The organism is Peptoniphilus catoniae, from assembly GCF_901447155.2.
Lineage (GTDB): Bacteria > Bacillota > Clostridia > Tissierellales > Peptoniphilaceae > Peptoniphilus_E > Peptoniphilus_E catoniae.
Genome location: NZ_LR588415.1, coordinates 216,771 through 238,819, shown reverse-complemented (window position 1 = coordinate 238,819; position 22,049 = coordinate 216,771). Strand labels below are relative to the sequence as shown.

Genomic DNA, 22,049 nt, shown 5'->3' with positions numbered 1-22,049 from the left:
GGGAGTGAGAATTCTCACTCCCCATGTTATTACAATTCAATACTATTGTAACTCATCCCACAAATCAACTTCAAGTTCAACAGGAGTAGGTGCAGTACTCATTTCATTATAATCCATACTACGATTTGTTATAACAGCGTAATCCTTATAACCAGCCTTATTAGGAGTAAAAAAGTGATCATAAGATGCACTTTTGGTAACTATTACTTCACCATCTGCATCAATACCATTAGTTGTTCCTGTCACTTCATCTCTGTCTCCATTATCATCCTTTACCCAAACAGTTGCATGATATCTTCTTCCATCCGCTTTATGATCCCATACTTTGGAATATAAAACATGATTATCTATTCCACCATACCAAGAACCACTTCCACCATCAAGACTCTCACTAGCTGCATACGCCGCAATTGGAGTAATTAAAACACTCGATAATAATAAACTGCTGATAATTTTATTTTTAAGTTTCATAATAATCCTCCTAATTTTAAATACAACTTTTTTCAAATTACCAAATCAACTCAAAAACTAATCAATCTCCGTTTCTATACCTTTGAGGATTCATATAATTACTCATACTTAAACCTCCCTTTATTTTAAGATATAACATAAATTAGCAATGAAATTTGCTAATTATTATCACAATTACAATTTAAACATTTATAACGTCCTGTGCCATCTAAATCAAATACTTGATATATACACACACCCAAAGTATTTGCAATATCATTTGCCACCTTTAATGTAGGCACTGTATTTTCTGTTTCTATCCTATTTATTGTTATTCTTGTTACTCCTGACCTTTTTCCTAATCTATGTTGAGATAAACCCAATGGTTTTCTCAACTCCTTAATCCTATTTTTCACTCTTGTTTTTAAACCTTTCTTTTTGGTTAAGACAATGACACCATAATTATTTTTATTTGTCAATAGTTTTTGTTATCTGATTCTAATTTTTGTCGGTTACACCTGATATAGTTCCTGCCCCTGAATCTCACAGCGACGTTTCGTTCTACTTGACGGGCTCTTTTCTACTACATATAAAGTCATCGCCTACTTCCCCATAGATACATATCCTTACAGACCGCTCATTCAATTGTAAAAGAACAATTTTCTTTATGTCTGTATGATATTGTATTTTTGCTATTCTTCCCGTATGTCCTAAATCTTGGAATATCCGTTTTCGCTCCCATTTTTCCACGATTGTGGACTTAGTATGATATAATATTTATTAAGAATATTTTGTATTAAGGAGGTTATCTGTCATGAAGTGTAAAATAACCTTACAGGAACGCTTAAAAGATTTAAGAGTTGCTCATAATTTGAATTTAGAGGAATTAGCTAAGCTAACAGGTATTTCAAAATCTGCTTTAGGTAACTATGAAAATGATGACTATAAAGAAATCAATCATGGTAATTTAGTTACACTTGCACAGTTTTATAATGTTTCTACCGACTATTTGCTTTGCCTTACGGAAAATAAAAATCACCCAAATACAGATTTAACTAATCTACACTTGAGTGATAATATGATTGATTTATTGCTAAGTAGTTCTATAAATAATCGTTTACTTTGTGAAATTGCTACACATGATAAGTTTAGGGAGCTTATGGCTAATACGGAAATTTTTGTTGATGGTGTTGCTACTAAGCGATTTAATGACTTAAATTCTTCTCTTGAAACTGTCAGGGCTGAAATCATTAGTCAACATCCCAATATTGATAGTGACCATACTTTAAGGACTCTATCGGCTGCTCAAGTGGGTGAAGAAGATTTCTTTTGTCATATTACTCATAAAACATGGGATACTATTCTAAAAGATATTCGTAAAAAACATGAACAGGATATTGATAGTATTCCTGAAGATGATGATACTTTATCATTGCAAAAAATTCGTCAAATCATGGTTTCTTCAGGGAACAATATAGACAAGTTCATTGAAATTTTCTGTAATTCCTTTCAACTAAAGTATAAAAGGTTATCTGAAGATGAAAAGGAATTTTTAAGGAGACTATTCAAGAAATCTCCTATCATTAAAAACTCAGGTATTAACTTTAGGAAAAGAAAAAAGTAGTTCCAATATTTCTAATTCATTTATTTGGTTGTAACAATCGTAAATAGGCTTGATAATTTGTATTTTATATTTGAGGTTATTCTATATTGGAATAACTTCTCTTATAGAATACAACATCGTGCATATTATTCTTTTGCATAACCATATTTATGAGCTCAATACATAAAACTGCTGTTATGATAAGACCTGCTATTGGAACAATCACATTATCATTAATGTTTTTTATGAAGTTATATACTTCTCCATTCCAACCCATTGGTGTCTTCCCAACATCAGTTGCAATAACTCCTACCTTGTCATTTATATCTAAGAACATGGACTCAAGATTTGCTTTGATACCTCCGAGTAGCATATCCTTAAAAAATTCAGTTAGCTTGTCAAAGATACCAAACATAGACTTTCTCCTAATTTAAAGCATTTGCAAGTAGTGGAATTAATTTAATACCGATTAGTACAATTCCCCCACCAGCCATAAGCTGCTTTATGGCTAATTAGAGATTGTAGCTGACCTGTAAGCTGTCTGTATTTCCTATGAAATTGTAATGTATTTCTATTATTTGGGTGATTTCTCCGTCCACTACTTCCTTTTCGTGAACATAGATTTTTGAGATGAGTTCATTTAAGGTTTCTTTGTCCAGCTTCTTAATATTCTTGTGTTTCTTGATGAGTTCTATCCATTTATAGACACCATTTTCATCTACTCTACTTGTAACAACTTTTCTTTCCATTTCCTCAATTCGCTTTGTTAAAAGCTCTTGCTCATCTTGAGATTTTTCAAGTATTCTTTGGAAATTGCTCTCGCTGATTTTCTTATTTATCCAATCATCATAGAGTTTCTCAATCTTGTTACCAAGCTCTGCCACTCTTTTACTATCTTCTTCAATCTTCTTTGCGATATAGATTTGTTCTTCTTCATTTTCTGTATCTCTTGATTTTTCAAGAGCCTTTAAGACTTCCTTTTCATCTTTTAAAGCGAAGTCTGCATTCTTTCTAATATCTGCAAGTACGATTTCATAAAGAGTATCAAAGTATATCCTATGCTGAGTACACAAGTTTTTTCCGTATCTGCGATAAGTGTTACAAGTGAGTATTTTCTCTTTTTTCTTTGAGTTGTTTCTTCCAAGATTTAAGGCTTTCCCACAATCAGGGCATTTGACAAGTCCTGCGAAGATACTTTCTTCTCCTGTCTTAAAAGGTCGCTTCCTACTTTCTATCTTTTCATTTGCCATTTTGTAGGTATCTTCTGAAACGATAGGTTCGTGGGTATTTTCTACAACTATCCAATCATCTTTTGGTTTGTCTGATAGCCAACCGATTTTGAATTGATAGTTTGCTTTCTGACTTGCCGTGTGTCCAAGATAAACAGGATTTTCAATTATCTCCTTGATTGTTGTACAATCCCACCAATACTCGCCGTCTTTTACGGTTTTTTCTAATTTGGTAAAAACATTTCTAAGTCCCTTTTTCCTGTTCCACCAAGTAGGTGTAGGAATTTTTTCATCAAAGAGTATTCGCCTTATTGCCTGTACTCCATATCCACTGATAGCAAGGTCATAAATCTTTTCCACTATCCACGAAGTTTCTTCATCTACCATAAGAGAGTAAGTATCATCAGGATTTTTCATATATCCGAATGGTGCAAGGCAGCCTGTAAATTTACCTTGTCTTGCTCTTGTAAGATATGCCGATTTCATCTTCTTTGAAACATCTCTTGAATAAAACTCATTTAGTACATTCTTAAAGGGTACTATCTCATTATTGTCCTGTAAGGTATCCACTCCGTCATTGACTGCGATATATCTCACTCCGTTTTTTGGAAAGAAATTCTCGGTATAATATCCTGTCTGAAGATAGTTTCTTCCAAGTCTTGATAAGTCTTTAGTAATGACTATATCAATTTTTCTTTCCTCAACATCTTTTATCAGTCTTTGAAATGAGGGGCGGTTCGTATTTAAGCCTGTGTATCCGTCATCGACATATACATCAGCTATATTCCAACCTCTTGCCTTGACATAATGTTCAAGCATATCCCTTTGGTTTTGTATGCTAGCACTCTCTCCTTTCTGCTCATCATCTTTAGACAGTCTGCAATAAATTGCAGTCCGATATAAAAAGTGATTTGAATTTGTTTGTATCATTTCCTATTCCTCCTTTGGATTTTTAGGAATGACACAACCCTCTCTAAAACTGTCTTTAGTATAGCACACTTTCTTATCTTTATCAATATTATATTGTGTATATTCAATGTTGTTGTCTTTTTTAATCAGCTTGATAAACGCTTCTGCTCCTGTTCTTTGTGTTGTATAGTTTCGTTTTACAATATATTTTGTCTTTTCTTTTTTCATCGATTGCTCCTTTCCTTGCAATTAAAAAAGCGATTAGAATTTTTTACTTTTCTAATCGCCTCTACTCATCTATTAAGTTTTGTGCTTTCTTCAGCTTTTCTTTACTTTGTATTTTTCTTCTGTCCACTCCTATAACTCTAAGGGGTAAACACATCTCTATTATCCTTGAATAAATCCTCCCAAGCATTATATCTTCCTGTTCTTTCTCTATATCCTTAAAATTAAGGTTTGTAGTTATAATGGTCGGTCTTGCCTTTAGGTATCTTGCATTTATCACATTGTAGATTTGCTCTAAGGCATATTCTGTATTTCTCTCTATCCCAAAATCATCAAGAATTAGTAAGGTTGGATTTGTTATTTGCTCAATATATTCGTTTCTATCAAGGTTAAAGCCACCTTTTTGTAAGTCATTTAGTATCTGTGCGAAATTTCTCATCTTAACTGTATAAGAATACTCTGTGATTATGGCATTGGAAATAGCACAAGCTATATAGGTCTTACCACTTCCTACATTTCCATATAAAAGCAAGCCTACATTGTCCTTTCTCATTTCTTCAAAATGCTTTACATAGTTTTTAGCTTTTTTGATGATTTCTTTATCGGTATCTTCATCAGCATTTTCAAAGGTATATGCTTTTTGATTTTTGGATATAAAGCAGTTTTGTCTTAACCTATCCTGTTCTATTTGCTTTTCTCTTTGTTTTTCTCGTTCCTGTCTATCTCTATCACATTTACAAGTTGTTCTGATAATCATAGGCTTATCCAACATCTGAATTACTTTGCCATCTATTATTTCATTACAAGCCTTGCAATAGATATGTCCGTCCTTTTCATGCTGAGTATCTTTGTTGTAGGTAAAATCTGTACCTCGTATTTTTGTAGTTACCATATTTTGATTTTCTTTGTTATTCATAACTTTAATTCTCCTTTTCCCTGTTAATTAGTGAAATGCGTTTTAAGGTTTTTTTATCTTTGGTGTATTCTGATACCTATTTTAGCTTTAATGCTCTAAAAACACCTTTCCACCTTGTTATATGATGTTTATAGGCTATCGCTATCTTCATAGTTGGTTGAGTAGGTTTTAGAACTTCCATTTTGAGTGTTTTTCTGTGTTAGTTTTTCTTTATCCTGTTCATACCAATTAAGAATGGTTACATAGTGGTCTTTATAATCTGTTCCTTTACTTTTAAGATACCTTGATAGCTTTTCAATCATGGTATCGGTATGACCTTGAAGCTTATCCTTTAGCTTATGGTATTCTTCGTCAGTTAATCGAACATTTTGATATTCTCCGTAAAAAGAAAAGGGGGCTGATTGGTTTTCTTGTTCTCCTCTCCCCTTATCTATACTAATCTTATCTAATCTACCCTTATCTATACTATGCGGACAATTGACGGACACTTGGTTGTCAGTTGGTTGACTTTTAGTTGACAAGTGGTTGTCATTTGGCATACCAAGATTTTCAAGCTTTATATACGCTCCATTCTCTGTTTCTGATAAGAATTCTTTTTCTTTGATATACAAAGTTTCTTTTCGTCTATCATTTCGGATATAGTTATTTATCTTCCAATGGGTAATGACTATAATTCCTCTTTCAAAGACAATTACAAAGCCTTTTGTAATTAAGATTTTTAAATCATCGTCATTTGCTCCTATGATCTTTATTATCTTCTTTGGATTATCCACAAAGCCGTCATCATCTGCCCTCATTGATAAATGAAAATATAGGCATTGGCTACTTAGTGGCATATCTAAAAATAAATCGCTATCCACTATCTTCAATGAAAACATTCTTTTATCTGCCATTTATTCCTACCTTTCTTCAAATAAAAAGAGAAGTATCGGCACCTTTGCTTTTACTTCTCTAAAATATTTCTGTAATTTTTACTATTATTTTTTCTTGTACTTTTTTACTACTCTTTCTACCTGTTCTTCTAATTGTTCTCTGTCTGGAATGTATAGCGTATACTTAGAAGCAAATATCTGGTTAGATAAGCTACCAAGTGCATATTCTGCCTGTATGCTATCCTTGTTCGCACAAAGGATAATTCCAATAGGTTCATTATCCATTTCGTCATTAACTTCTGCTTTATAGTAGTTAAGATACATATTAAGCTGTCCTACTGCTTCTGGCATTAGCTTTCCTGTTTTTAATTCAATCAAAACATAGCTTCTGAGTATCTTGTTGTAAAATACCATATCAACATAATAATGGGTATTTCCAAGTGTTACCCTTTGTTGTGAGCCAACATACATAAAGCCTTTACCAAGTTCCAATAAGAATTTTTCTATATGAGTTACAAGTGCTTTTTCTAAATCACTTTCCATCATTGGCTTTTCTTCAGGTAGTCCTAAAAACTCAAATACATACGGATCTTTTATTACATCACTTGGCGTAGCTATTTCGTTTCCCTTTAGAGCTAAATCTAATACTTTTTCTTTATTTTCATCTCCACTTGATAGCAATAATCTCTCAAATAGTGATGTATTTATTTGTCTTTTTAATTCCCTTACAGACCAATTTGCATTGACCGTTTCTTTCTCATAAAAACTACGCTTATTCATATCGTCAATAGACAACAACTCACAATAATGCGACCAACTCAATTTAACAGACAGTGTCTGTTGAATTTCATATTCTTGATAAAATCTCCTCATAAACTGTAGATTAGAAACCGAAAATCCACGCCCAAATTCTTTAGTCAGCATTTTAGACAAATCTTTCAGTAGAGTTTTCCCATACTCAGCTCTATCTGAATGACCTTGCTCATCTTCTACAATAATTCTCCCTATTTCCCAATAAGTTTTTACTAATATATTATTAACTTGCTTCGCTACATCAGTTCGTGCATTATCCATTAGTTTTTTTATATTTGCATAAACATCTGCATGAAGATTTTCAACTAAATTATTCATAAGTTTACTCCTTAACTCATCATACTATATTGCTAATTGTACCATAAATATTGAGTGTGTTCAATATTATACAGCTAAAGGAAGTAGTAATTTATGACACTCTTTATAGTTAATACACCCTGAAATATGAAGTCCTTATATAGCTGCCATCGTGAAACACGACACTAGTTATATGTGTCCCCGAAACAGGGACTCATCTTTATATCTGCGTTCACAAAATGGGTACGCAGCCTTATGCAACGAAATAGTGCGTCAGTTTGTAGTACTAAATGATTTGCTCACTCCCTACTAAAGGTTGTCCTATTTTATGATTTCATCTTTCTTGTTCCGTATATTTTTCTTTTGCCTTTTGTCTATACTGATCTCTTTTTTCTTGTTGTTCTTGGAATTTTTTCAATTGTGCAATTACACTTGGCTTTTCTCCTCTCTTAATTGCTTTGTCTATCTCTATGGATAAATCTATGCCATACTCATCATTGACAATCTTTACTGCATATTTGATATGGTCTATCTGCTTAAATTCATCTTGAATTTTGATTTTATCTTTGTTTAAGACTTCTATTTCTTTTTCAAGTTTTGTAATTTCTTTTTGCCAATCATTTAATTTTATGGCTGAAGTCCCAGTAAATTTTTCTATAGTCTTTCTTGCTCTTTGGTACTTATCTATTTCCTTTTTATGAGAATTATAAAAGCTGTCTTTGAATATGGTTTTGCTCTTATATTCCTGATAGACTTTTTTGTTTTCTTTTATAGAGTCTATGCAACTTACACATTGATTTAAGTCTTTAATTCTTTGTGTTTTTTCTTGAATATCACTGCTTATCTTTTTACTTTGCTTTGCAAGTTCAAAGACTTTTCCTTGTAGGTCTGCTATGGTTTGAAGATGATTATCTTTCAAATAGTAGATTGCTTTTACAAATCTCTTTAGGTCTGCATTTCCCTTTTTTATCTGTCCATAGTATGATAAATTCTTTGTTTTTTCTCCCTGTATCTCGTTGTAGATAGAAATATACTCATAGAGGTTAAAGAGTTCTGCTTTATTCTCCAGTTCATCTTTCTTGTCCTGTTTATACTCATCATATTTTGCTTGCAGATTTCCAAGTAAAGAGTCTATCCAAAAAGTTATTTCTTTTATCTTGCTCTTAATAGCCTTTACTAAGGAGTTGTGCTTTTTGATTTCTCTATTGATGTTTCCTTTGTCGGTTTCTATTCCTTTTTTCTCTAATGCACTGGCACTTGCTCCCATATGAATGGTTGGAATTTCTTCTATCCCTTGTCTTTTGTAGGAACGATGATCTACTCTTTTTTCCTGATGATTTTTTTCTAAATACTGATTACAAAGGCTTGCAAAATTCTCTCTCCATTTCTCTGCGTTTCCTTTATCGTTCCAGTCTGTCAGCTCTACTTTTCTTGTTTTGTAGTTCCCACTTTTTAGTTTTACCTTTTCTCCGTTTTCATCAAGGATATATTCTTTTTTTGATTTTGCTTGCCACTCTCCTTTTTCATTGATTGGTCTAAGGGTAGTCATAATATGTGCATGGATATTGTTGTTATCTTCACTTGTTCTATCATGTATTGCAAGGTCTGCTATCATTCCTTTTGATACAAAATTTTCTTGTATGAAGTCTGTAATAAGTTTCTTATTTTCCTCAAAGGATAACTCTTTCGGTAAAGCAATAATGAAGTTTCTTGCAAGCTGTGCATTGCTTGCCTTTTCATTTAGCTCCACGCTGTTCCATAAAAAACTTCTGTCTTGTAATTCTTTTGGTATGTTCTCCGGCAAGTAAATTTGCGAATGTAAAAGTCCCTTTTTATTATGGTAGTCGTGGACTTCTCCGTCCCATTCATTTTTGATCTTTTCACAAGAGATATATGCTGCACTTGCAACTGCCGATTTACTCTTACCTCTGCTTATCATGGAAATACTAAAGTGAAATGTTTCTGCCATCGGTATAAGCTCCTTTCATTTTTTGTTTGTTTTCATGTAAATGAAAAAGCAGATAGGCTATTTTTTATATATTTTCCTATCTGCTTTATCCGTATGTTTTTATTAAGTTTTGGATTTTCAAAGACTTGCTAAAATCCCTTAGTTTACTAAGGGCGCAATTATACACCCTAAAGAGTGCTTTGCGACCTGCGGTGCTTTTTGCCCTTGCAGGGAGCTTCTGAAAAAACTAAGATTTTTTATTTTATCTACTCGATGATTGTTTCATCTTCTATATCTTTCCCATTTATCATTTCTTCATAGGCTTGTCTGTATTCTTCTGTGTGAGTAGCAACTTTAAGTAATTCTTCTACCTCATCGTTAGTAAACATTAGAAGATTTTTAACCAATCTTTCTACTATCAAGCCCCTTTGTATGAGCCTATGATTTCTTCTTTTTCGTTCCTTTTCATTTGCCAACTTTTCTAATTTCTTCCCTTGATTTTGTAGTTGTTTCAGCTTTACATCGTACTTTTCTTTTTCTTCCTGAAGTTCAGAAATTTGTTCTTGTACTTCCTGTAATGTTTTTTCTTTCTTCATTTTTCATTCCTTTCGTCTAATCTTTTTCTGTTCTCATAAAGAAAGGCTAAATACCTTTCTTTGATACTTAACCTTTCATCATTTTTTAGATTTTATCTTCTAAAAATTTTCTCAACTTTTCTAAAATTCTATCCCTCCTCCCACTGATTGCTTGATGTGTAACTTTCTCTCTTCTGCTAATTGACCTTAAACTTTCTTCTTTGTAGAAGATGGCTTCCATTAACTCTCTTTCTTCTTTTGTCAGTGTAGCTAATGCTTTATTTAGTTCTTCAATTTGCATTTTTACTTCTACGATTTTTTCTAAGTCTATTTTTTCATCTATGATGTTATCTACAAAGTGTCCGTCATGGTCTAATGCTGAAAATGGTATTACATTATGCTTCCAATCTTTTCTTTGGAGATATTTTTCATGCTCTGTTATCTTCCAATAAGCTTTGTAGATTTCTTCACTTACGGCTACGGCTTTCCCTCTGATATAAATATAGTATTCTCTTTTGTCCATTGTGCGTTCCTCCCTTTTTATTTCTCTGTTTTGGTTTTTTGAGAATAAAAAAGGAGGACTTCTACACTTTGGCGTAAAATGTCCTCTTATAAATAATTCAGATTGATTTCTTCTGTTTTTCTTATTTACTTTTTACTAATACTTATTTTATTTAATATCTTATACGCTATTAAACAGCAAAAAGTATTTACAATTATACTAATCATAATTTCTATCGCTGATGTTTCATACGCTCCTGACAAAATAAACACAGATGATATTGGATAAATGGCTCTTAAAATTTCCTTTGAGGCAAAAAATATTCCCACAAAAGAGTATATCTCAGCGATAATCAGAGCTATCCAGTAGCTCCTTTTAACAAGTCCAATAAGTGCAATAATTGGAGATATTACCATAAAAACGCTTATTCCAGTTAATACATATACAACAAAATAGTGAACTACTTCACTCATATTTACTGCGTGTAAATGCAATACCGCTTCTATAATTAAGGATGCCGTAAATAGTATTAAATAAACAAAAATACTACCTAATAGAGTAATTATCATTTTTGCAGTAATCATATTACTCTCGTCTATCGGTATTAGCCTTAATGATTTCAGTACATCTTCTTGTTCCTCACGACAAATAATATATCCTCCAAACAATGCTATCAAACTTGGCAAGACAAAATATGTGGTCAAAGAATGCACCTGTAAAATATACCATCCAAATGTGTCTATATACTTTTCCCCACTAAATGTAAATTGTCCTTGAAGAAAAACAACTCCCAAAGTCATTATGAGTGCAAATACAAGCAAAAATATCAATTTTGATCTGTGAAGTTTTTTATATTCAGCTAATAAAAGTGTCTTCATTTACCATCCTCTCCTTTTCAATAATAATTTTGTAACTATTGTAAATCCGACGACCCATATCCCTATACAAAGAAGAGAATAAAATATATTTATATCCTGATTTAATATTATTCCCGGGACATCCCTCAAAACAATTGCTGTAGAGCTTGATAATGGGTGTATATACATATTAACCATTAAAATTACAAATCCCGAAAAGGCATAAACAATCGTAATGCAAATCGGTAAAATGTATTTTTTTGTTAAAAATGCGATAGATAAAATAGGCAGCATGGAAACTGATAAAAGTCCACTAATCTCAAAACACTTTCTAATGAGAAAAATCAACAAAAAGTGATCCATCTCTATATGATGAATAATTCTTCCAAAAAGAAGTGTAAAGAGAATTGATAAACCCATAAAGACTAAAGTATATAAAAACACAATTATAAATTTGCTAATTAAAAGCTTCGTCTTTTGTATCGGAACAATCCATAATGCTTTAAAAGTGTCATTTTCATACTCCATAGACACAATCATTGTGGAAAATATTCCTAATATAATTGGTAAAATCAGCCATAAATTATAACTAAAGATTGTCCATTTGAAATATTTCATTGCATTGTCTGAAAGGTCTATATTCCCAAAGTATATAGTGGCAAGCAATGGCATTAAGAGTGTTGCCAGAAACATCATCCAAACAATCTTTTTCCTTTTCAATTTAAGAAACTCTACTTTAACTAAATTAAGCAATACCCTCTCCTCCGGTTATCTTCTTGAAGTAATCTTCCAAAGAATCATTACAGGTTTGTGATGAAGCCACCGATATTCCATTCATAACTAATGACTTATTAATTTTTGCCATATCTAATCCGTGACTATATATCTTTACATGATTATTATCTTCAACAGAATAGTTGGTTATTCCGAACTCTTTTTCCAACACAATAGTCGTCTTTGATACATCAGACACTTCCAACATAATATACTTTCTATTTTTTTTATTTAATTCTTCCATGCTGCTTTCTTCTAAAAGAACCCCTTTATCTATAATGCCAACTGTATCAGCGAGAAGTGTTATTTCAGATAAAATATGACTGGAGATTAAAATTGTCTTTCCTTTTTTTACACTTAAATCTTTTATAAAATTTCTAACTTCCGCTATTCCAATGGGATCTAAGCCATTTGTCGGTTCATCTAAAATTAAAACCTCTGGATCATGTAAAATTGCATTAGCAATCCCAAGTCTCTGCTTCATTCCTAAAGAGTAATTTCCGAATAGTTTCTTATCTTTATGTGGTAAGCCAACTACTTCTAAAGCATTTTTTACCGCATCAGGGAAAGCCGTTCCTCTAAGCAGTGCAAATATTTCCAAATTCTCCGTCCCTGTAAGATTAGGATAAAATCCGGGTGTTTCAATAATCGCACCAATTCTTGGATAAATCTTTTTCTCATTACCTTTTATATTTTGGTTAAAAACACTTACTTCACCATTCGTAATATCAGTAAGTCCCAGTATCATCTTCATAATAGTGGTCTTTCCTGCTCCATTTCGTCCTAATAGCCCATATATAGAACCTTTTTCAATGTGTAAATTTACCGAATTTACAGCCTTTTGTTCTCCATACACTTTTGTTAAATTCTTTGTTTCAATAATATAGTTTTTCATTTTCTTTTTTCTCCTTAATAATTTTGTCTTTTCATAGATTTTATAGAGAACACAAAAAATAGTGTTCCAATTGTTAAAATATGTAACAAACAACTAGACTGCGATACATTTAACGAATATCCACCTATACTGTTTTCTACCATTTCTTTGGCAGCCGATGATACATTTTGATAAACCCCTAATAAACTTGCCAGCGGATGTATATGAACTAATATCGAAGCTCCAAATATCCCAATTCCTAAATAAAGCAAGCACATAGAAATAGGTAAAACATAACTCTTAGAAAAAGTAGCAATATAAATTACCGGAAGCATTGCAATCGGAATTAATAAAGCTGCAAGCATATATAATATTGCTGCCTCTTTTAATGTAATTAAATTAAAATCTACGAATCCGGCACTTAATACTGCACCCAAAACTGATGACATATATGTTAATACCATCAAAAATATAGTCAGTAATTCTATCAAAATAAATTTCGCAAAAAATACTTCAAATCTACTAACCGAAGTTATTAGTACATTCTTTAAAGTGTCATTCTTCCTTTCGTCAAAAAATAACATTGTAGAAATCATTCCAATTACGATTGGCAAGAACACAAAAGTTATATTCTTAAACGCTAAACAATATAAGTCTCCAAAACTATCCATGATAGGACTTTCTCTTGAAATTGAAAATGCTCTTTCAATTGCAAACAAATTCAAGATAACAGTTAGTATAATAATACCTATCAAAATTTTACTTCTCTTCCATTTTTTTATTTCAGCTTTTATCAAGAACATATCGCACCTCCTTACAATAAATATTATAAATGATTAACCTTGCCATAATCTTGCGACACCCTTGTTTTTATCTTGTTTCAATAAAAAAAGCCCCAAAAGGGGCTTTCTAAATCAGCTACTTACATTGCAAACTCCACAGTAAAGACAGTTTTTATGTTAGGTATACTACTTACCCTTATTTTGGCATTATTCACTCTTAACAATTCTTTAGCAATTGATAAGCCAAGTCCCGATCCTTTTGTTAATCTTGAACTATCTGCCTGATACATCCTATCAAATATATATGGTAAGTCCTTTTCACTTATACCATTTCCATTATCTAAAATCATCAAAGTAGCTTTTGTATCCGATTCTTCTAATTTCAAGTGTACTCTATCACAATTACTGTGAATAATAATATTGTTTATAATATTGTTTAAGCTCCTAAAATAGGCATTTTCATCTATCTTTATATAGAATTCCTGTTCCGGAATTTCAATTTCATAACTTATATGTTTTTCTTCAAAAATAGGAATCCAGTCGCTTATCACATTTCTTGTTAATTCATTCAGGTCTTTATCTACAAAAGAAAACTTCCATTCTCCTGAATCCAACTTTACCCAATCAAAGAGTTTTTCTACAAAATCCTTCAAGTAATGTGCCTTACTTAAAGAAATTTTTATATAATCTTCCTTCTCATCTCCCGTAACAATTCCCTCCTGCACTGCTTCCAAATACCCGACCATAGATGCTAAAGGAGTTTTCACATCATGAGACAAACTTGTCATAAGCGATTTATACGCCTGTTCTGACTGCTTTTGTTCTATTAGCTTGTTCTGACTTTGTAGAGTTATCTCATTTATATCATGACAGATCTTTTCTGTAGTTTCATTTTTCTTAATTAAAATTCTGCGATTGTAATCACCATGTTTGATATCAACAAGTACCTCCCTAATCCTATCTATTTCCTTTTTTATATGCGTGATCTTTTTTACTAAATATAGGATCACACATAAAAGTATCAAGATTATGATATTTTTTATATCCATACATCATTCCCCCTTACTAAAACGGTAACCCACGCCTCTTACTGTCAAAATATAGGTCGGTTCTTCAGGGTTAGGTTCTATTTTTTTTCGGAGTTTACTTATAAAGGACATGATATTACTATCATCAAAAAGATAATCTTCTTCCCAAACATTCGTATATATTTGTTTTTTTGTAAAAATTCTCCCTTTGTTAGATGCGAGAAAATATAACAAGTCAAATTCTTTACTTGTTAATTCGATACTGTTATTACTTATTTTTACAGTTCTATTCTCTTTATCTATTCTCATATCTTCTATTATGATTTCATTAAGCTGATCTGTACTTTTCTGATTAAAGTCTGTGAATCTTCTGACCATAGCTTCAACTCTTGCTTTAAGTTCATTAATATTAAACGGCTTCGTTAGATAATCATCCGCACCTTGTTTAAGCCCATAAATTTTCGAATCATCATCGGACTTTGCGGTCAACATTAAAACTGGAACAGTGTATTCTTCTCTTATCATATCCAAAACTTGAAATCCATCAAAATCAGGAAGCATAATATCTAATAAAATCAAGCACAGATTATTTGCACTTCGGATTTTCTTATATCCATCCAATCCGTTATTGGCAATATCTACTGAATATCCGTCTGTGCTTAAACATTTTTTAATTAAATTACATAACGCAATATCATCATCTATAATTATTATCTCTTTCATATCTCATAACTCCATATACTTATCCAATATAATCATCATCAAATGAAAATACATCATTTGGTGTGCAATCTAAAGCCTTGCATATTTTTTCTAAGTTTTTTAGTGTTATAGGCTTATTCTTTCCCATCTGTGCCATAACGTTGGTGGTAAGATTTGCCATAGCTATTACATCAGTTTTCTTCAAGCCTTTTTTGGCTAACTGTATCCATAACGGTTTATAATTTAATGCCATACTAATCCTCTTTTCTTTTAATACTATATTTATAAGGATTATACCATAAATATTGGTTATATTCAATTTATATTTGAGTATCTGTTTTGTTTTAGAGATTTTGTTGTGTCATTCCGTCTTTATTTCGCCATCAATTGCTTAATACCTTGAGATTTAGCACCAGGGTTATCATTACCATAACCTTCCATTAAGTTAATAACTCCCCATGCTCCTAAACCTGCACCAATTGCAGTTACAAGTGTCTTTAAAACTCCAACTCCAGCTGTAAAAAATTCCATATTATTCCTCCTCGTTTTCTTTCTTATTTTCTATTTTGTTTAGTGATTTAACTATAAAATTCTTGTAGACCTTATCTCCTTTTTTATTTTCTTTGAAATATCCAAAGACATGAATTAGATCTCCTTTTTCAAATTCTTTTACAATTTCTACCTTTTCTCCATATACTGAGCAATTTGTATATTCTTTGCCCTTTCCATATTTTTTAACAAGAGCAAAATTTGCTACTTGAACATTTTCTCCATCTTTTTCAAATTCTGAAAATTCAGCTTCCTTAACTAAATTTGCATTAATATTTATCATTTCTCTATCCATTAATTTCTTCTCCTTAATCTATAAATTTCAATTAAAAAAGCGACTGAACTTATATTTCAATCGCTAAATGTCTCATATTAATTTGTTTTAAGTGGGACTTCTTATCCTTACCATTTTAACCTCCTAATTTTGAGTATAAAAAAAGACGATAGAATTTTTAATTTCTATCGCCTATCAACACTTTATTTCTAGTCTTCTAAAATCGATACTTCAAGGTCTATCGCTTTAAATGTAACATTTATCCCTACTTCGTCCTTTACTGTTTTCTCAAATAGCTCAGCTATATCATATGGGGACATATCATATATATCTTCATACCATTCATTGCTTTTATTGTACATTGTCTCACATATTGCTTCAATATAATTTTTCTTATCCATTGTGAGTTCTGTATCACTTTCCAAAATAAACTGCTCACCGTTTATATTTAATATAATTAAAGATGATTTTCTATTTTCACACATTTTGCTTTCTCCATAAAATCAAATGTTTAACCTATTTATCTTATGACTAGATTTTAACTTTACCTTATCTCTATTTGTTAGATACTCTTCAACATCAAACAAGTTTCTCTTATCATAATCTTCCAATAACTTGTAATTCTTATGCTTTGTAATATCAAATTTATCAGACAAGAAAGGTCTTACTCCTCTTAGTTGGTATATACACTTTCCGCCATCCATTACAGTTATTTCATCTTGGCTCATAAGTTCCTTACCAGTTTTTTGGTAATTTAGACCAAAAGATTTTTGATTTGATCTTGTTTCTGATGTGTTATATAGGTCTATGGTTTCTTTTCCTAAGGTTTCAGATAATTCTTTTACTGTTGTTTTTTCTTTTCCTCCTAAAAAGAGTGTTGAGTCACAGTTACCAACTATCGTATCTGCATGGTCTTTATAAATTGCTTTTAATTGAGATTGTGCTTGCAGAATTATACTTGCTGATATTTCTCTTGAACGAATGGTTGCAATCAGTTTTTCAAATTTAGGAATCAAACCTATATTTGCAAACTCATCAAGTAGACACCTAACATGAACTGGAAGTCTTCCACCATACACATCATCTGCCTTATCACATAGTAGATTAAATAATTGGGAATACATTATTGAGACTACAAAGTTAAAAGTATCGTCAGTATCTGATATTATTACGAATAAAGCAGTTTTTCTATCTCCAATTTTATCGAGTTCTAATTCATCTTCGCTCATTAGTTCTCTAAGCTCTCTTATGTCAAAAGGTGCAAGTCTTGCTCCACAAGATATTAGAATTGACTTTGCAGTTTTTCCTGTAACAACTTGTCAAGGACTTTCTAATCATTTTTATCGACTTTTTGATGTTTTTCTCTCTCCATTTCTCTAAGAATTATGCGTTTTAATTTGTCTTGCATTGTTTCTGTTGCATTTTCATTAAAGTGAACAACAACCTCATAGGTTGCTTTACCAATTTTCTTGATAGTTTTTGTTCCTATATTCTGTTCATTTTTATTTTCGTGCATATATTTTTTCTCCTGTTTGTTTCAATAAAAAAGGCGATTAGATTTTTACTTCTACCGCCTTGCTTAAAGCTCATATAACTGTCTATTCTGTTATCTGCATATTAAATTTTCAAATTCTTATTGTTTAACATTCCACCAAACATTGTATGATACATATCCTTAGAGGATTCTTCTATCTTGGTAATACTTGATATTTTATTTCCTGCGTCCTTTGATGAAGCTCCGCAAAGATAAAAGGCTTCATTTTCTGTTCCATAGTCTATTGCAATATATCTATCGTGATATTTTTTGCCTGCAACCTTCATTTTTAAGTTGATATTTGGATAATCTCTTCTAAAATCATTTAGGATGTTTTTTGTAAGCATATCTTTATTTTTCACATTGTCGCTAAAGACTATAATTTCAACATTGTCTTTTGCAGCTCTTAATAATTCTAAGGTTTTCAAGCCTATATAGTTATCTATTACATAAATGCTTTTCTTTGCTGACTTATATATTTTTGTATAGGCAACATCCGCTTCAATCTTATCTCCATTCATCAAAAGGAAATGCTTGTAAGTGTCCGGATCGATAAAATTATCCATTACTTTTTTCAAATCTTCTTTAGTAGCCATTTGAGATTTTATTTCTGCAATATCATTTGTGTTTTGGTTGGTTTGAATAGCTATTTGGACTAATTCTTTTGAACCGATAAAATCTTGATTTTCAATAATGAAGTCTTTCATCTGCTTAAATGTTCTAATTAAGGCTCTGCTTTGCCTAATCGCAAGTTCTCCCCTTAATACAGTCATAAGCATATAAATACCTTGTTCCGTAAAGGCATTTGGTAGGTACCTTGAGCCGCCCCAACTTGAGGTGAAATTTTTGCACCTCAAGTTTTCAAACTCATTCTCGGTCAATTGAAACATAAAATCTTCGCCTTCAAACTTTTCAATATTATTTTTTACCTGTCTATTAAAGTTTTTAGTTTCATAACCATATATTTCAGCTAAATCTGCATCAAGCATTACTTTTTGTCCACGAATGAAATATATTTTTTCTTGTATAGTTTTATCATCTACAATAACTATCTCTTTATTTTCATCTGCCATGAAATGCACCTCCAAAATTATCTAAATATCTTTTCCAATCCGCCACGCACTGCGTAGCTTTTTGAAATAAGTCTCATATCTTTTTATATTTTTCTACTCCACCTTCAGCTTTTCCGATGTGTTCTACATTTTTCACAAGTCCCTTATTTACATTTTCATAAAACCATCTGCCAATCAAAGCCGGCGGTGTTGCTATTAACTCTCGTAAAACAAATTCTTTGTCTTTCGGCAAAAAGCTTATTTTATTTAGTAAGGTATTATATAAGTCAACATAACTTGTATTTTCTTGTAAACTGCTACACTTACAATATTCACTAATACTTGGGTAATTACCCTCTATAACTTTTTTAGTTAAAATTTTCAGTTCTTCATCGTTTACTGTAAATTGAATTCGCATTTATATATCCTCTCTTTATAACTGAGTTTATTATCATATCACTGTCATTTTATCATAAATACGATGATTTTTCCATACTGCAATTTTAAGCCCTCACATGATGTTTTCACACTTAGCTATATTCTGATACCTCTTTTACCATTAACGCTCTAAAAAAGCCTCTCCACCGTCTTATATGAGATTATAAATGTTCTCCCTTGTCATAATCTTCAAGGGTATATACTGTTGATTTACTGCACTCCTTTAATTTCCCTTTATCTTGTTCATACCAATGAATTAAGGTCGCATAATGGTCTTTGTAGTTTCTTCCTGTGCTTTGCATATAAGTCGAAAGCTTTTCTATCATTTTCTCCCTATGACCTTGCATTTTATCCTTTAACTTTCCATATTCTTCATCTGTTAAGGAAACATTTTTATATTCTCCGTAAAAAACGGGGGATATTTTTTCTATCTCCCCCTCTTTTTCTAACTCTATATCTATTTCTTTCTCTATATCTCCGTTGCAATTTTGTTGCAAAAGGTTGCAATGTGTTGCATTAGTGTTGCATTGCAACGCTTTTTGTCCTCTCGATTTTCTCGAACGCCTTGTAGACGCTGTTCCTGAACCTATAAGACTTGGGATTTCTGTTAAAAAATACTCGTCATTTTCTGTGATTATCTCCATCAATCCTTGTGCCATAAGATAGTTCACTGTAACCATTACATCATCTTCTGTTTCATCAATCGTTAAGGCAAGCTCTTTGATAAAGTCTGTTTCTACTCCGTCATAATACAGTTTTCCACTATCTTTTAGGCTAAGCAAAAGCAATTTGAGGTAAATGATTGTATAGGTATCTCCTCCTGATATTCTTCTTAGTCTTTTTATTCTCTTGTCTGTAAAAAAATCTTCTTTCAGCTTTAACCAATAGTATCTTCTGTTATCTGCCATTTTTCTCTCCTTTCGTTCCTCTTATGTACCGAAACAGTGCGTCTGCTTATCTTATTTACGATGTTATCCCATTTTGGGACTTCATCTTTCCTCATTCCTGTAATAGTTCTTTGTCTTTTCCTTTCGTTTTTCGTAGGCTTCTTGTTGCTCCTGATATTTCTTAATCTGTGCAATGACACTTTGTTTTTCTCCTCTCTTGATTGCCTTGTCAATCTCAATGGATAAATCTATTCCATAATCCTCATTGACTGTCTTGACGGCATACTTGATATGGTTAATACTTTCGTATTCCTCTTTGATTGATTGAGATTGTCTGTTGAGTTTCGATATTTCATCTTCGAGGCTTTGGATTTCTTTTTTCCAGTCCTTTATCTTAATAGCCGATGAGCCTGTTATCTTTTCAAGAATTGCCCTTGCTCTTTTATATTTATCTATCTCATCTTTATGGGAATTGTAAAAGCTGTCTTTGAATAGGGATTTACTGTTCCATTCCTCAAAGACTTTTTTGTTATCCTTGATGATGTCCGCATAGGCAAAGCATTTATTTAAGTTTTCTATTCTTGTGGTTTTCGCCTTAATGTCTTGACTAACCTTCTTATTTTGGGATTGTAATGTGCTTATCTTTTCTTGTAGGTCGGCTATGGTTTTAAGATTGTTATCTTTCAGATATATTCTTGCTTTGGAAAATCGTCTTAGGTCTGCACCTATCTTTTTGTTGCTTGCATAGGGATTTAACTTTCTTGCTTTTTCTCCCTGTAAGTCATAATAAATACTGATGTACTCATAGAGATTAAAGAGTTCCGCCTTGTTCTCATATTCTTCTTTTTTCTCCTGTTTGTATTCATCATATTTTACTTGCAGACTTCCAAGTAACGAGCCTATCCAAGATGTAAGTTTGGATAGCTCCTCTTTTAATTTTCTAAATTCTAAATTCAAGGCGATGATTTTTCTGTTTTGGTTTCCTCTCTCTGTCTGTATGCCTTTTTTCTCCATCTGATAACTGCTTGTGCCTAAATGAATTTGCGGGAGTTCTTCTCTGCCTTGTTCTTTAAAGGTGCGTGGATCTATCCTTTTATTTATGTTGTTTCTTGCCAAGTATTCGTTTGCTTTCTTTGAAAAGTTTTCTCTCCACTCTTTTGCTTTGTCAGGTTCGTTCCAATCGTTCAAATTTACTTTTCTTGATTTATAGTTTCCGCTTTTCAGTTTTATCTTTTCTCCGTTTTCATCAAGGATATATTCTTTTCTGCATTTCGGTTTCCAATTCCCTTTTTCGTCTATTTCTCTAAGGGTAAGTAGGATATGGGCGTGTGGTTGTTCTTCATGATCGCTTGCCATAGGATTATGAATATTACAGTCTGCTATCATACCTTTAGAAGTAAAGTTTTCTTCTATAAATTCGCTGATTAATTTTATTCTGTCCTGTTCATTTAATTCTCTTGGAAGTGTAAAGAGCAGATTTCTTGCAAGTTGTGAATTTTTACTTTTCTCTATTTTTTCAACACTATTCCATAGGTATTCTCTGTTTGAAAACTCTTTCGGGATATGTTCCGGCAGAAATATTTTTGAGAATACAAGGTCTTCTTTTTTAGAATAGTCATGTGTTTTTCCATAGTATTCATCTTGTAATTTATCTCTTGCATTGTATGCAGCTTTTGCAATCACGCTATGCCCTTTTGACCTTGCCACAATATCTACATGGGTATGCAAACTTTTGATTTCCATTGTCTTTTCCTCCTTTATCTGTTTTCAATTTTGGGATTTTACTATCCTAATGTTCAGGTCGTATCTTCACTCCCTTTTTCAAAGGGCGCAAAGATACACCGTTTGACTACGGTGCTTTGCGTTCCTGCGGAAAGCTTATAGCTCCGCTAAGGAAACAAAAACGCTAAAGCATTTTTATTTGTTCAAGGGGGCTACTCCCCCTTAGACCCCTGTGAA

The 22,049-nt window shown here is 32.0% G+C and carries 27 protein-coding genes and 2 pseudogenes; 1 reads left to right on the top strand and 28 read right to left on the bottom strand.

Annotated features, from left to right (window positions below):
• Window positions 1–42 precede the first annotated feature (42 nt).
• Window positions 43–471 (bottom strand): hypothetical protein, encoded by a 429-nt coding sequence (locus PEPCATONIAE_RS05940; protein WP_058259931.1) that lies wholly within the window; start codon window positions 469–471, stop codon window positions 43–45.
• Between the two features lie 158 nt (window positions 472–629).
• Window positions 630–866, bottom strand: coding sequence for a helix-turn-helix transcriptional regulator (locus tag PEPCATONIAE_RS05935; protein ID WP_082244154.1), 237 nt, complete (start codon window positions 864–866; stop codon window positions 630–632).
• Between the two features lie 398 nt (window positions 867–1,264).
• On the opposite strand from PEPCATONIAE_RS05935, the gene PEPCATONIAE_RS05930 reads away from it, so the two are divergent.
• The gene (locus PEPCATONIAE_RS05930; RefSeq protein ID WP_058259930.1) at window positions 1,265–2,074 is read left to right on the top strand and encodes a helix-turn-helix domain-containing protein; all 810 of its coding nucleotides are present in this window, start codon (window positions 1,265–1,267) and stop codon (window positions 2,072–2,074) included.
• A gap of 115 nt (window positions 2,075–2,189) precedes the next feature.
• On the opposite strand, the pseudogene PEPCATONIAE_RS05925 reads toward PEPCATONIAE_RS05930, so the two are convergent.
• The 26 genes and pseudogenes from PEPCATONIAE_RS05925 to mobQ (PEPCATONIAE_RS05800) form a co-directional block, all read right to left on the bottom strand.
• Window positions 2,190–2,468: pseudogene (locus PEPCATONIAE_RS05925) on the bottom strand (VirB6/TrbL-like conjugal transfer protein, CD1112 family); the annotation flags it as partial.
• A 10-nt stretch (window positions 2,469–2,478) separates the two neighbouring features.
• On the bottom strand, window positions 2,479–2,559 hold the full coding sequence (locus tag PEPCATONIAE_RS05920) for a Maff2 family mobile element protein (protein WP_115354505.1): 81 nt from the start codon (window positions 2,557–2,559) through the stop codon (window positions 2,479–2,481).
• A 6-nt stretch (window positions 2,560–2,565) separates the two neighbouring features.
• A complete protein-coding gene (locus tag PEPCATONIAE_RS05915; protein ID WP_138160183.1) occupies window positions 2,566–4,212 on the bottom strand; it encodes a recombinase family protein in 1,647 nt (548 codons plus the stop codon).
• A gap of 3 nt (window positions 4,213–4,215) precedes the next feature.
• Complete coding sequence (locus PEPCATONIAE_RS05910) at window positions 4,216–4,419, bottom strand: hypothetical protein (protein WP_025271816.1); 204 nt, start codon at window positions 4,417–4,419, stop codon at window positions 4,216–4,218.
• A gap of 61 nt (window positions 4,420–4,480) precedes the next feature.
• Window positions 4,481–5,332, bottom strand: coding sequence for an ATP-binding protein (locus PEPCATONIAE_RS05905; protein ID WP_116479660.1), 852 nt, complete (start codon window positions 5,330–5,332; stop codon window positions 4,481–4,483).
• Between the two features lie 128 nt (window positions 5,333–5,460).
• Window positions 5,461–6,225, bottom strand: coding sequence for a replisome organizer (locus tag PEPCATONIAE_RS05900; protein WP_138160181.1), 765 nt, complete (start codon window positions 6,223–6,225; stop codon window positions 5,461–5,463).
• Between the two features lie 84 nt (window positions 6,226–6,309).
• Window positions 6,310–7,335, bottom strand: a complete 1,026-nt coding sequence (locus PEPCATONIAE_RS05895) for a PDDEXK nuclease domain-containing protein (RefSeq protein ID WP_025271819.1) — start codon at window positions 7,333–7,335, stop codon at window positions 6,310–6,312.
• A 313-nt stretch (window positions 7,336–7,648) separates the two neighbouring features.
• Window positions 7,649–9,283, bottom strand: coding sequence for a MobQ family relaxase (mobQ, locus tag PEPCATONIAE_RS05890; RefSeq protein ID WP_037612770.1), 1,635 nt, complete (start codon window positions 9,281–9,283; stop codon window positions 7,649–7,651).
• A 245-nt stretch (window positions 9,284–9,528) separates the two neighbouring features.
• Window positions 9,529–9,858 (bottom strand): DUF3847 domain-containing protein, encoded by a 330-nt coding sequence (locus tag PEPCATONIAE_RS05885; RefSeq protein ID WP_138160179.1) that lies wholly within the window; start codon window positions 9,856–9,858, stop codon window positions 9,529–9,531.
• 85 nt (window positions 9,859–9,943) lie between these two features.
• Window positions 9,944–10,360 carry a sigma-70 RNA polymerase sigma factor region 4 domain-containing protein gene (locus PEPCATONIAE_RS05880; RefSeq protein ID WP_025271822.1) on the bottom strand — a complete coding sequence of 139 codons (417 nt, stop codon included), beginning with the start codon at window positions 10,358–10,360 and terminating at the stop codon, window positions 9,944–9,946.
• Between the two features lie 125 nt (window positions 10,361–10,485).
• On the bottom strand, window positions 10,486–11,217 hold the full coding sequence (locus PEPCATONIAE_RS05875) for an ABC transporter permease (protein ID WP_138160177.1): 732 nt from the start codon (window positions 11,215–11,217) through the stop codon (window positions 10,486–10,488).
• Window positions 11,218–11,949, bottom strand: coding sequence for an ABC transporter permease (locus PEPCATONIAE_RS05870; protein WP_004835604.1), 732 nt, complete (start codon window positions 11,947–11,949; stop codon window positions 11,218–11,220).
• Window positions 11,942–12,865 (bottom strand): ABC transporter ATP-binding protein, encoded by a 924-nt coding sequence (locus PEPCATONIAE_RS05865; RefSeq protein ID WP_138160175.1) that lies wholly within the window; start codon window positions 12,863–12,865, stop codon window positions 11,942–11,944. Before PEPCATONIAE_RS05865 ends, PEPCATONIAE_RS05870 begins: the two co-directional genes overlap by 8 nt.
• A 14-nt stretch (window positions 12,866–12,879) precedes the next feature.
• Complete coding sequence (locus tag PEPCATONIAE_RS05860; RefSeq protein ID WP_138160173.1) at window positions 12,880–13,647, bottom strand: ABC transporter permease; 768 nt, start codon at window positions 13,645–13,647, stop codon at window positions 12,880–12,882.
• Window positions 13,648–13,766: 119 nt separating this feature from the next.
• Entirely contained in the window at window positions 13,767–14,675 is a 909-nt protein-coding gene (locus PEPCATONIAE_RS05855) for a sensor histidine kinase (protein WP_138160171.1), read from the bottom strand.
• Between the two features lie 3 nt (window positions 14,676–14,678).
• Window positions 14,679–15,377, bottom strand: coding sequence for a response regulator transcription factor (locus tag PEPCATONIAE_RS05850; protein ID WP_025271829.1), 699 nt, complete (start codon window positions 15,375–15,377; stop codon window positions 14,679–14,681).
• A gap of 19 nt (window positions 15,378–15,396) precedes the next feature.
• Entirely contained in the window at window positions 15,397–15,609 is a 213-nt protein-coding gene (locus PEPCATONIAE_RS05845) for a helix-turn-helix domain-containing protein (RefSeq protein WP_037612780.1), read from the bottom strand.
• Between the two features lie 119 nt (window positions 15,610–15,728).
• Window positions 15,729–15,887: a Maff2 family mobile element protein gene (locus PEPCATONIAE_RS05840; RefSeq protein WP_002839972.1), complete on the bottom strand. Its 159-nt coding sequence runs from the start codon at window positions 15,885–15,887 to the stop codon at window positions 15,729–15,731.
• A gap of 1 nt (window position 15,888) precedes the next feature.
• Window positions 15,889–16,200 (bottom strand): single-stranded DNA-binding protein, encoded by a 312-nt coding sequence (locus PEPCATONIAE_RS05835; protein WP_002842311.1) that lies wholly within the window; start codon window positions 16,198–16,200, stop codon window positions 15,889–15,891.
• Between the two features lie 188 nt (window positions 16,201–16,388).
• Window positions 16,389–16,664 carry a hypothetical protein gene (locus PEPCATONIAE_RS05830; protein WP_138160169.1) on the bottom strand — a complete coding sequence of 92 codons (276 nt, stop codon included), beginning with the start codon at window positions 16,662–16,664 and terminating at the stop codon, window positions 16,389–16,391.
• Window positions 16,665–16,682: 18 nt separating this feature from the next.
• A pseudogene (locus PEPCATONIAE_RS05825) lies at window positions 16,683–17,498 on the bottom strand (VirD4-like conjugal transfer protein, CD1115 family); the annotation flags it as partial.
• Between the two features lie 11 nt (window positions 17,499–17,509).
• Complete coding sequence (locus PEPCATONIAE_RS05820; RefSeq protein ID WP_131749327.1) at window positions 17,510–17,695, bottom strand: transposon-encoded TnpW family protein; 186 nt, start codon at window positions 17,693–17,695, stop codon at window positions 17,510–17,512.
• A gap of 101 nt (window positions 17,696–17,796) precedes the next feature.
• Window positions 17,797–18,786 (bottom strand): ORF6N domain-containing protein, encoded by a 990-nt coding sequence (locus tag PEPCATONIAE_RS05815; RefSeq protein WP_002838522.1) that lies wholly within the window; start codon window positions 18,784–18,786, stop codon window positions 17,797–17,799.
• Between the two features lie 73 nt (window positions 18,787–18,859).
• Complete coding sequence (locus PEPCATONIAE_RS05810) at window positions 18,860–19,183, bottom strand: hypothetical protein (protein ID WP_028078916.1); 324 nt, start codon at window positions 19,181–19,183, stop codon at window positions 18,860–18,862.
• 181 nt (window positions 19,184–19,364) lie between these two features.
• Window positions 19,365–20,111 (bottom strand): phage replisome organizer N-terminal domain-containing protein, encoded by a 747-nt coding sequence (locus PEPCATONIAE_RS05805; protein WP_138160165.1) that lies wholly within the window; start codon window positions 20,109–20,111, stop codon window positions 19,365–19,367.
• A gap of 81 nt (window positions 20,112–20,192) precedes the next feature.
• Window positions 20,193–21,833 (bottom strand): MobQ family relaxase, encoded by a 1,641-nt coding sequence (gene mobQ, locus PEPCATONIAE_RS05800; RefSeq protein ID WP_138160163.1) that lies wholly within the window; start codon window positions 21,831–21,833, stop codon window positions 20,193–20,195.
• Window positions 21,834–22,049: the final 216 nt, after the last annotated feature.

Bases quoted from the DNA above. Each gene is read 5' to 3' on its own strand.
- PEPCATONIAE_RS05940 (WP_058259931.1), bottom strand. From the start codon at position 471: ATGAAACTTAAAAATAAAATTATCAGCAGTTTATTATTATCGAGTGTT.
- PEPCATONIAE_RS05930 (WP_058259930.1), top strand. From the start codon at position 1,265: ATGAAGTGTAAAATAACCTTACAGGAACGCTTAAAAGATTTAAGAGTT.
- PEPCATONIAE_RS05915 (WP_138160183.1), bottom strand. From the start codon at position 4,212: ATGATACAAACAAATTCAAATCACTTTTTATATCGGACTGCAATTTAT.
- PEPCATONIAE_RS05910 (WP_025271816.1), bottom strand. From the start codon at position 4,419: ATGAAAAAAGAAAAGACAAAATATATTGTAAAACGAAACTATACAACA.
- PEPCATONIAE_RS05905 (WP_116479660.1), bottom strand. From the start codon at position 5,332: ATGAATAACAAAGAAAATCAAAATATGGTAACTACAAAAATACGAGGT.
- PEPCATONIAE_RS05900 (WP_138160181.1), bottom strand. From the start codon at position 6,225: ATGGCAGATAAAAGAATGTTTTCATTGAAGATAGTGGATAGCGATTTA.
- PEPCATONIAE_RS05895 (WP_025271819.1), bottom strand. From the start codon at position 7,335: ATGAATAATTTAGTTGAAAATCTTCATGCAGATGTTTATGCAAATATA.
- mobQ (WP_037612770.1), bottom strand. From the start codon at position 9,283: ATGGCAGAAACATTTCACTTTAGTATTTCCATGATAAGCAGAGGTAAG.
- PEPCATONIAE_RS05885 (WP_138160179.1), bottom strand. From the start codon at position 9,858: ATGAAGAAAGAAAAAACATTACAGGAAGTACAAGAACAAATTTCTGAA.
- PEPCATONIAE_RS05880 (WP_025271822.1), bottom strand. From the start codon at position 10,360: ATGGACAAAAGAGAATACTATATTTATATCAGAGGGAAAGCCGTAGCC.
- PEPCATONIAE_RS05875 (WP_138160177.1), bottom strand. From the start codon at position 11,217: ATGAAGACACTTTTATTAGCTGAATATAAAAAACTTCACAGATCAAAA.
- PEPCATONIAE_RS05865 (WP_138160175.1), bottom strand. From the start codon at position 12,865: ATGAAAAACTATATTATTGAAACAAAGAATTTAACAAAAGTGTATGGA.
- PEPCATONIAE_RS05860 (WP_138160173.1), bottom strand. From the start codon at position 13,647: ATGTTCTTGATAAAAGCTGAAATAAAAAAATGGAAGAGAAGTAAAATT.
- PEPCATONIAE_RS05855 (WP_138160171.1), bottom strand. From the start codon at position 14,675: ATGGATATAAAAAATATCATAATCTTGATACTTTTATGTGTGATCCTA.
- PEPCATONIAE_RS05850 (WP_025271829.1), bottom strand. From the start codon at position 15,377: ATGAAAGAGATAATAATTATAGATGATGATATTGCGTTATGTAATTTA.
- PEPCATONIAE_RS05845 (WP_037612780.1), bottom strand. From the start codon at position 15,609: ATGGCATTAAATTATAAACCGTTATGGATACAGTTAGCCAAAAAAGGC.
- PEPCATONIAE_RS05840 (WP_002839972.1), bottom strand. From the start codon at position 15,887: ATGGAATTTTTTACAGCTGGAGTTGGAGTTTTAAAGACACTTGTAACT.
- PEPCATONIAE_RS05835 (WP_002842311.1), bottom strand. From the start codon at position 16,200: ATGGATAGAGAAATGATAAATATTAATGCAAATTTAGTTAAGGAAGCT.
- PEPCATONIAE_RS05830 (WP_138160169.1), bottom strand. From the start codon at position 16,664: ATGTGTGAAAATAGAAAATCATCTTTAATTATATTAAATATAAACGGT.
- PEPCATONIAE_RS05820 (WP_131749327.1), bottom strand. From the start codon at position 17,695: ATGCACGAAAATAAAAATGAACAGAATATAGGAACAAAAACTATCAAG.
- PEPCATONIAE_RS05815 (WP_002838522.1), bottom strand. From the start codon at position 18,786: ATGGCAGATGAAAATAAAGAGATAGTTATTGTAGATGATAAAACTATA.
- PEPCATONIAE_RS05810 (WP_028078916.1), bottom strand. From the start codon at position 19,183: ATGCGAATTCAATTTACAGTAAACGATGAAGAACTGAAAATTTTAACT.
- PEPCATONIAE_RS05805 (WP_138160165.1), bottom strand. From the start codon at position 20,111: ATGGCAGATAACAGAAGATACTATTGGTTAAAGCTGAAAGAAGATTTT.
- mobQ (WP_138160163.1), bottom strand. From the start codon at position 21,833: ATGGAAATCAAAAGTTTGCATACCCATGTAGATATTGTGGCAAGGTCA.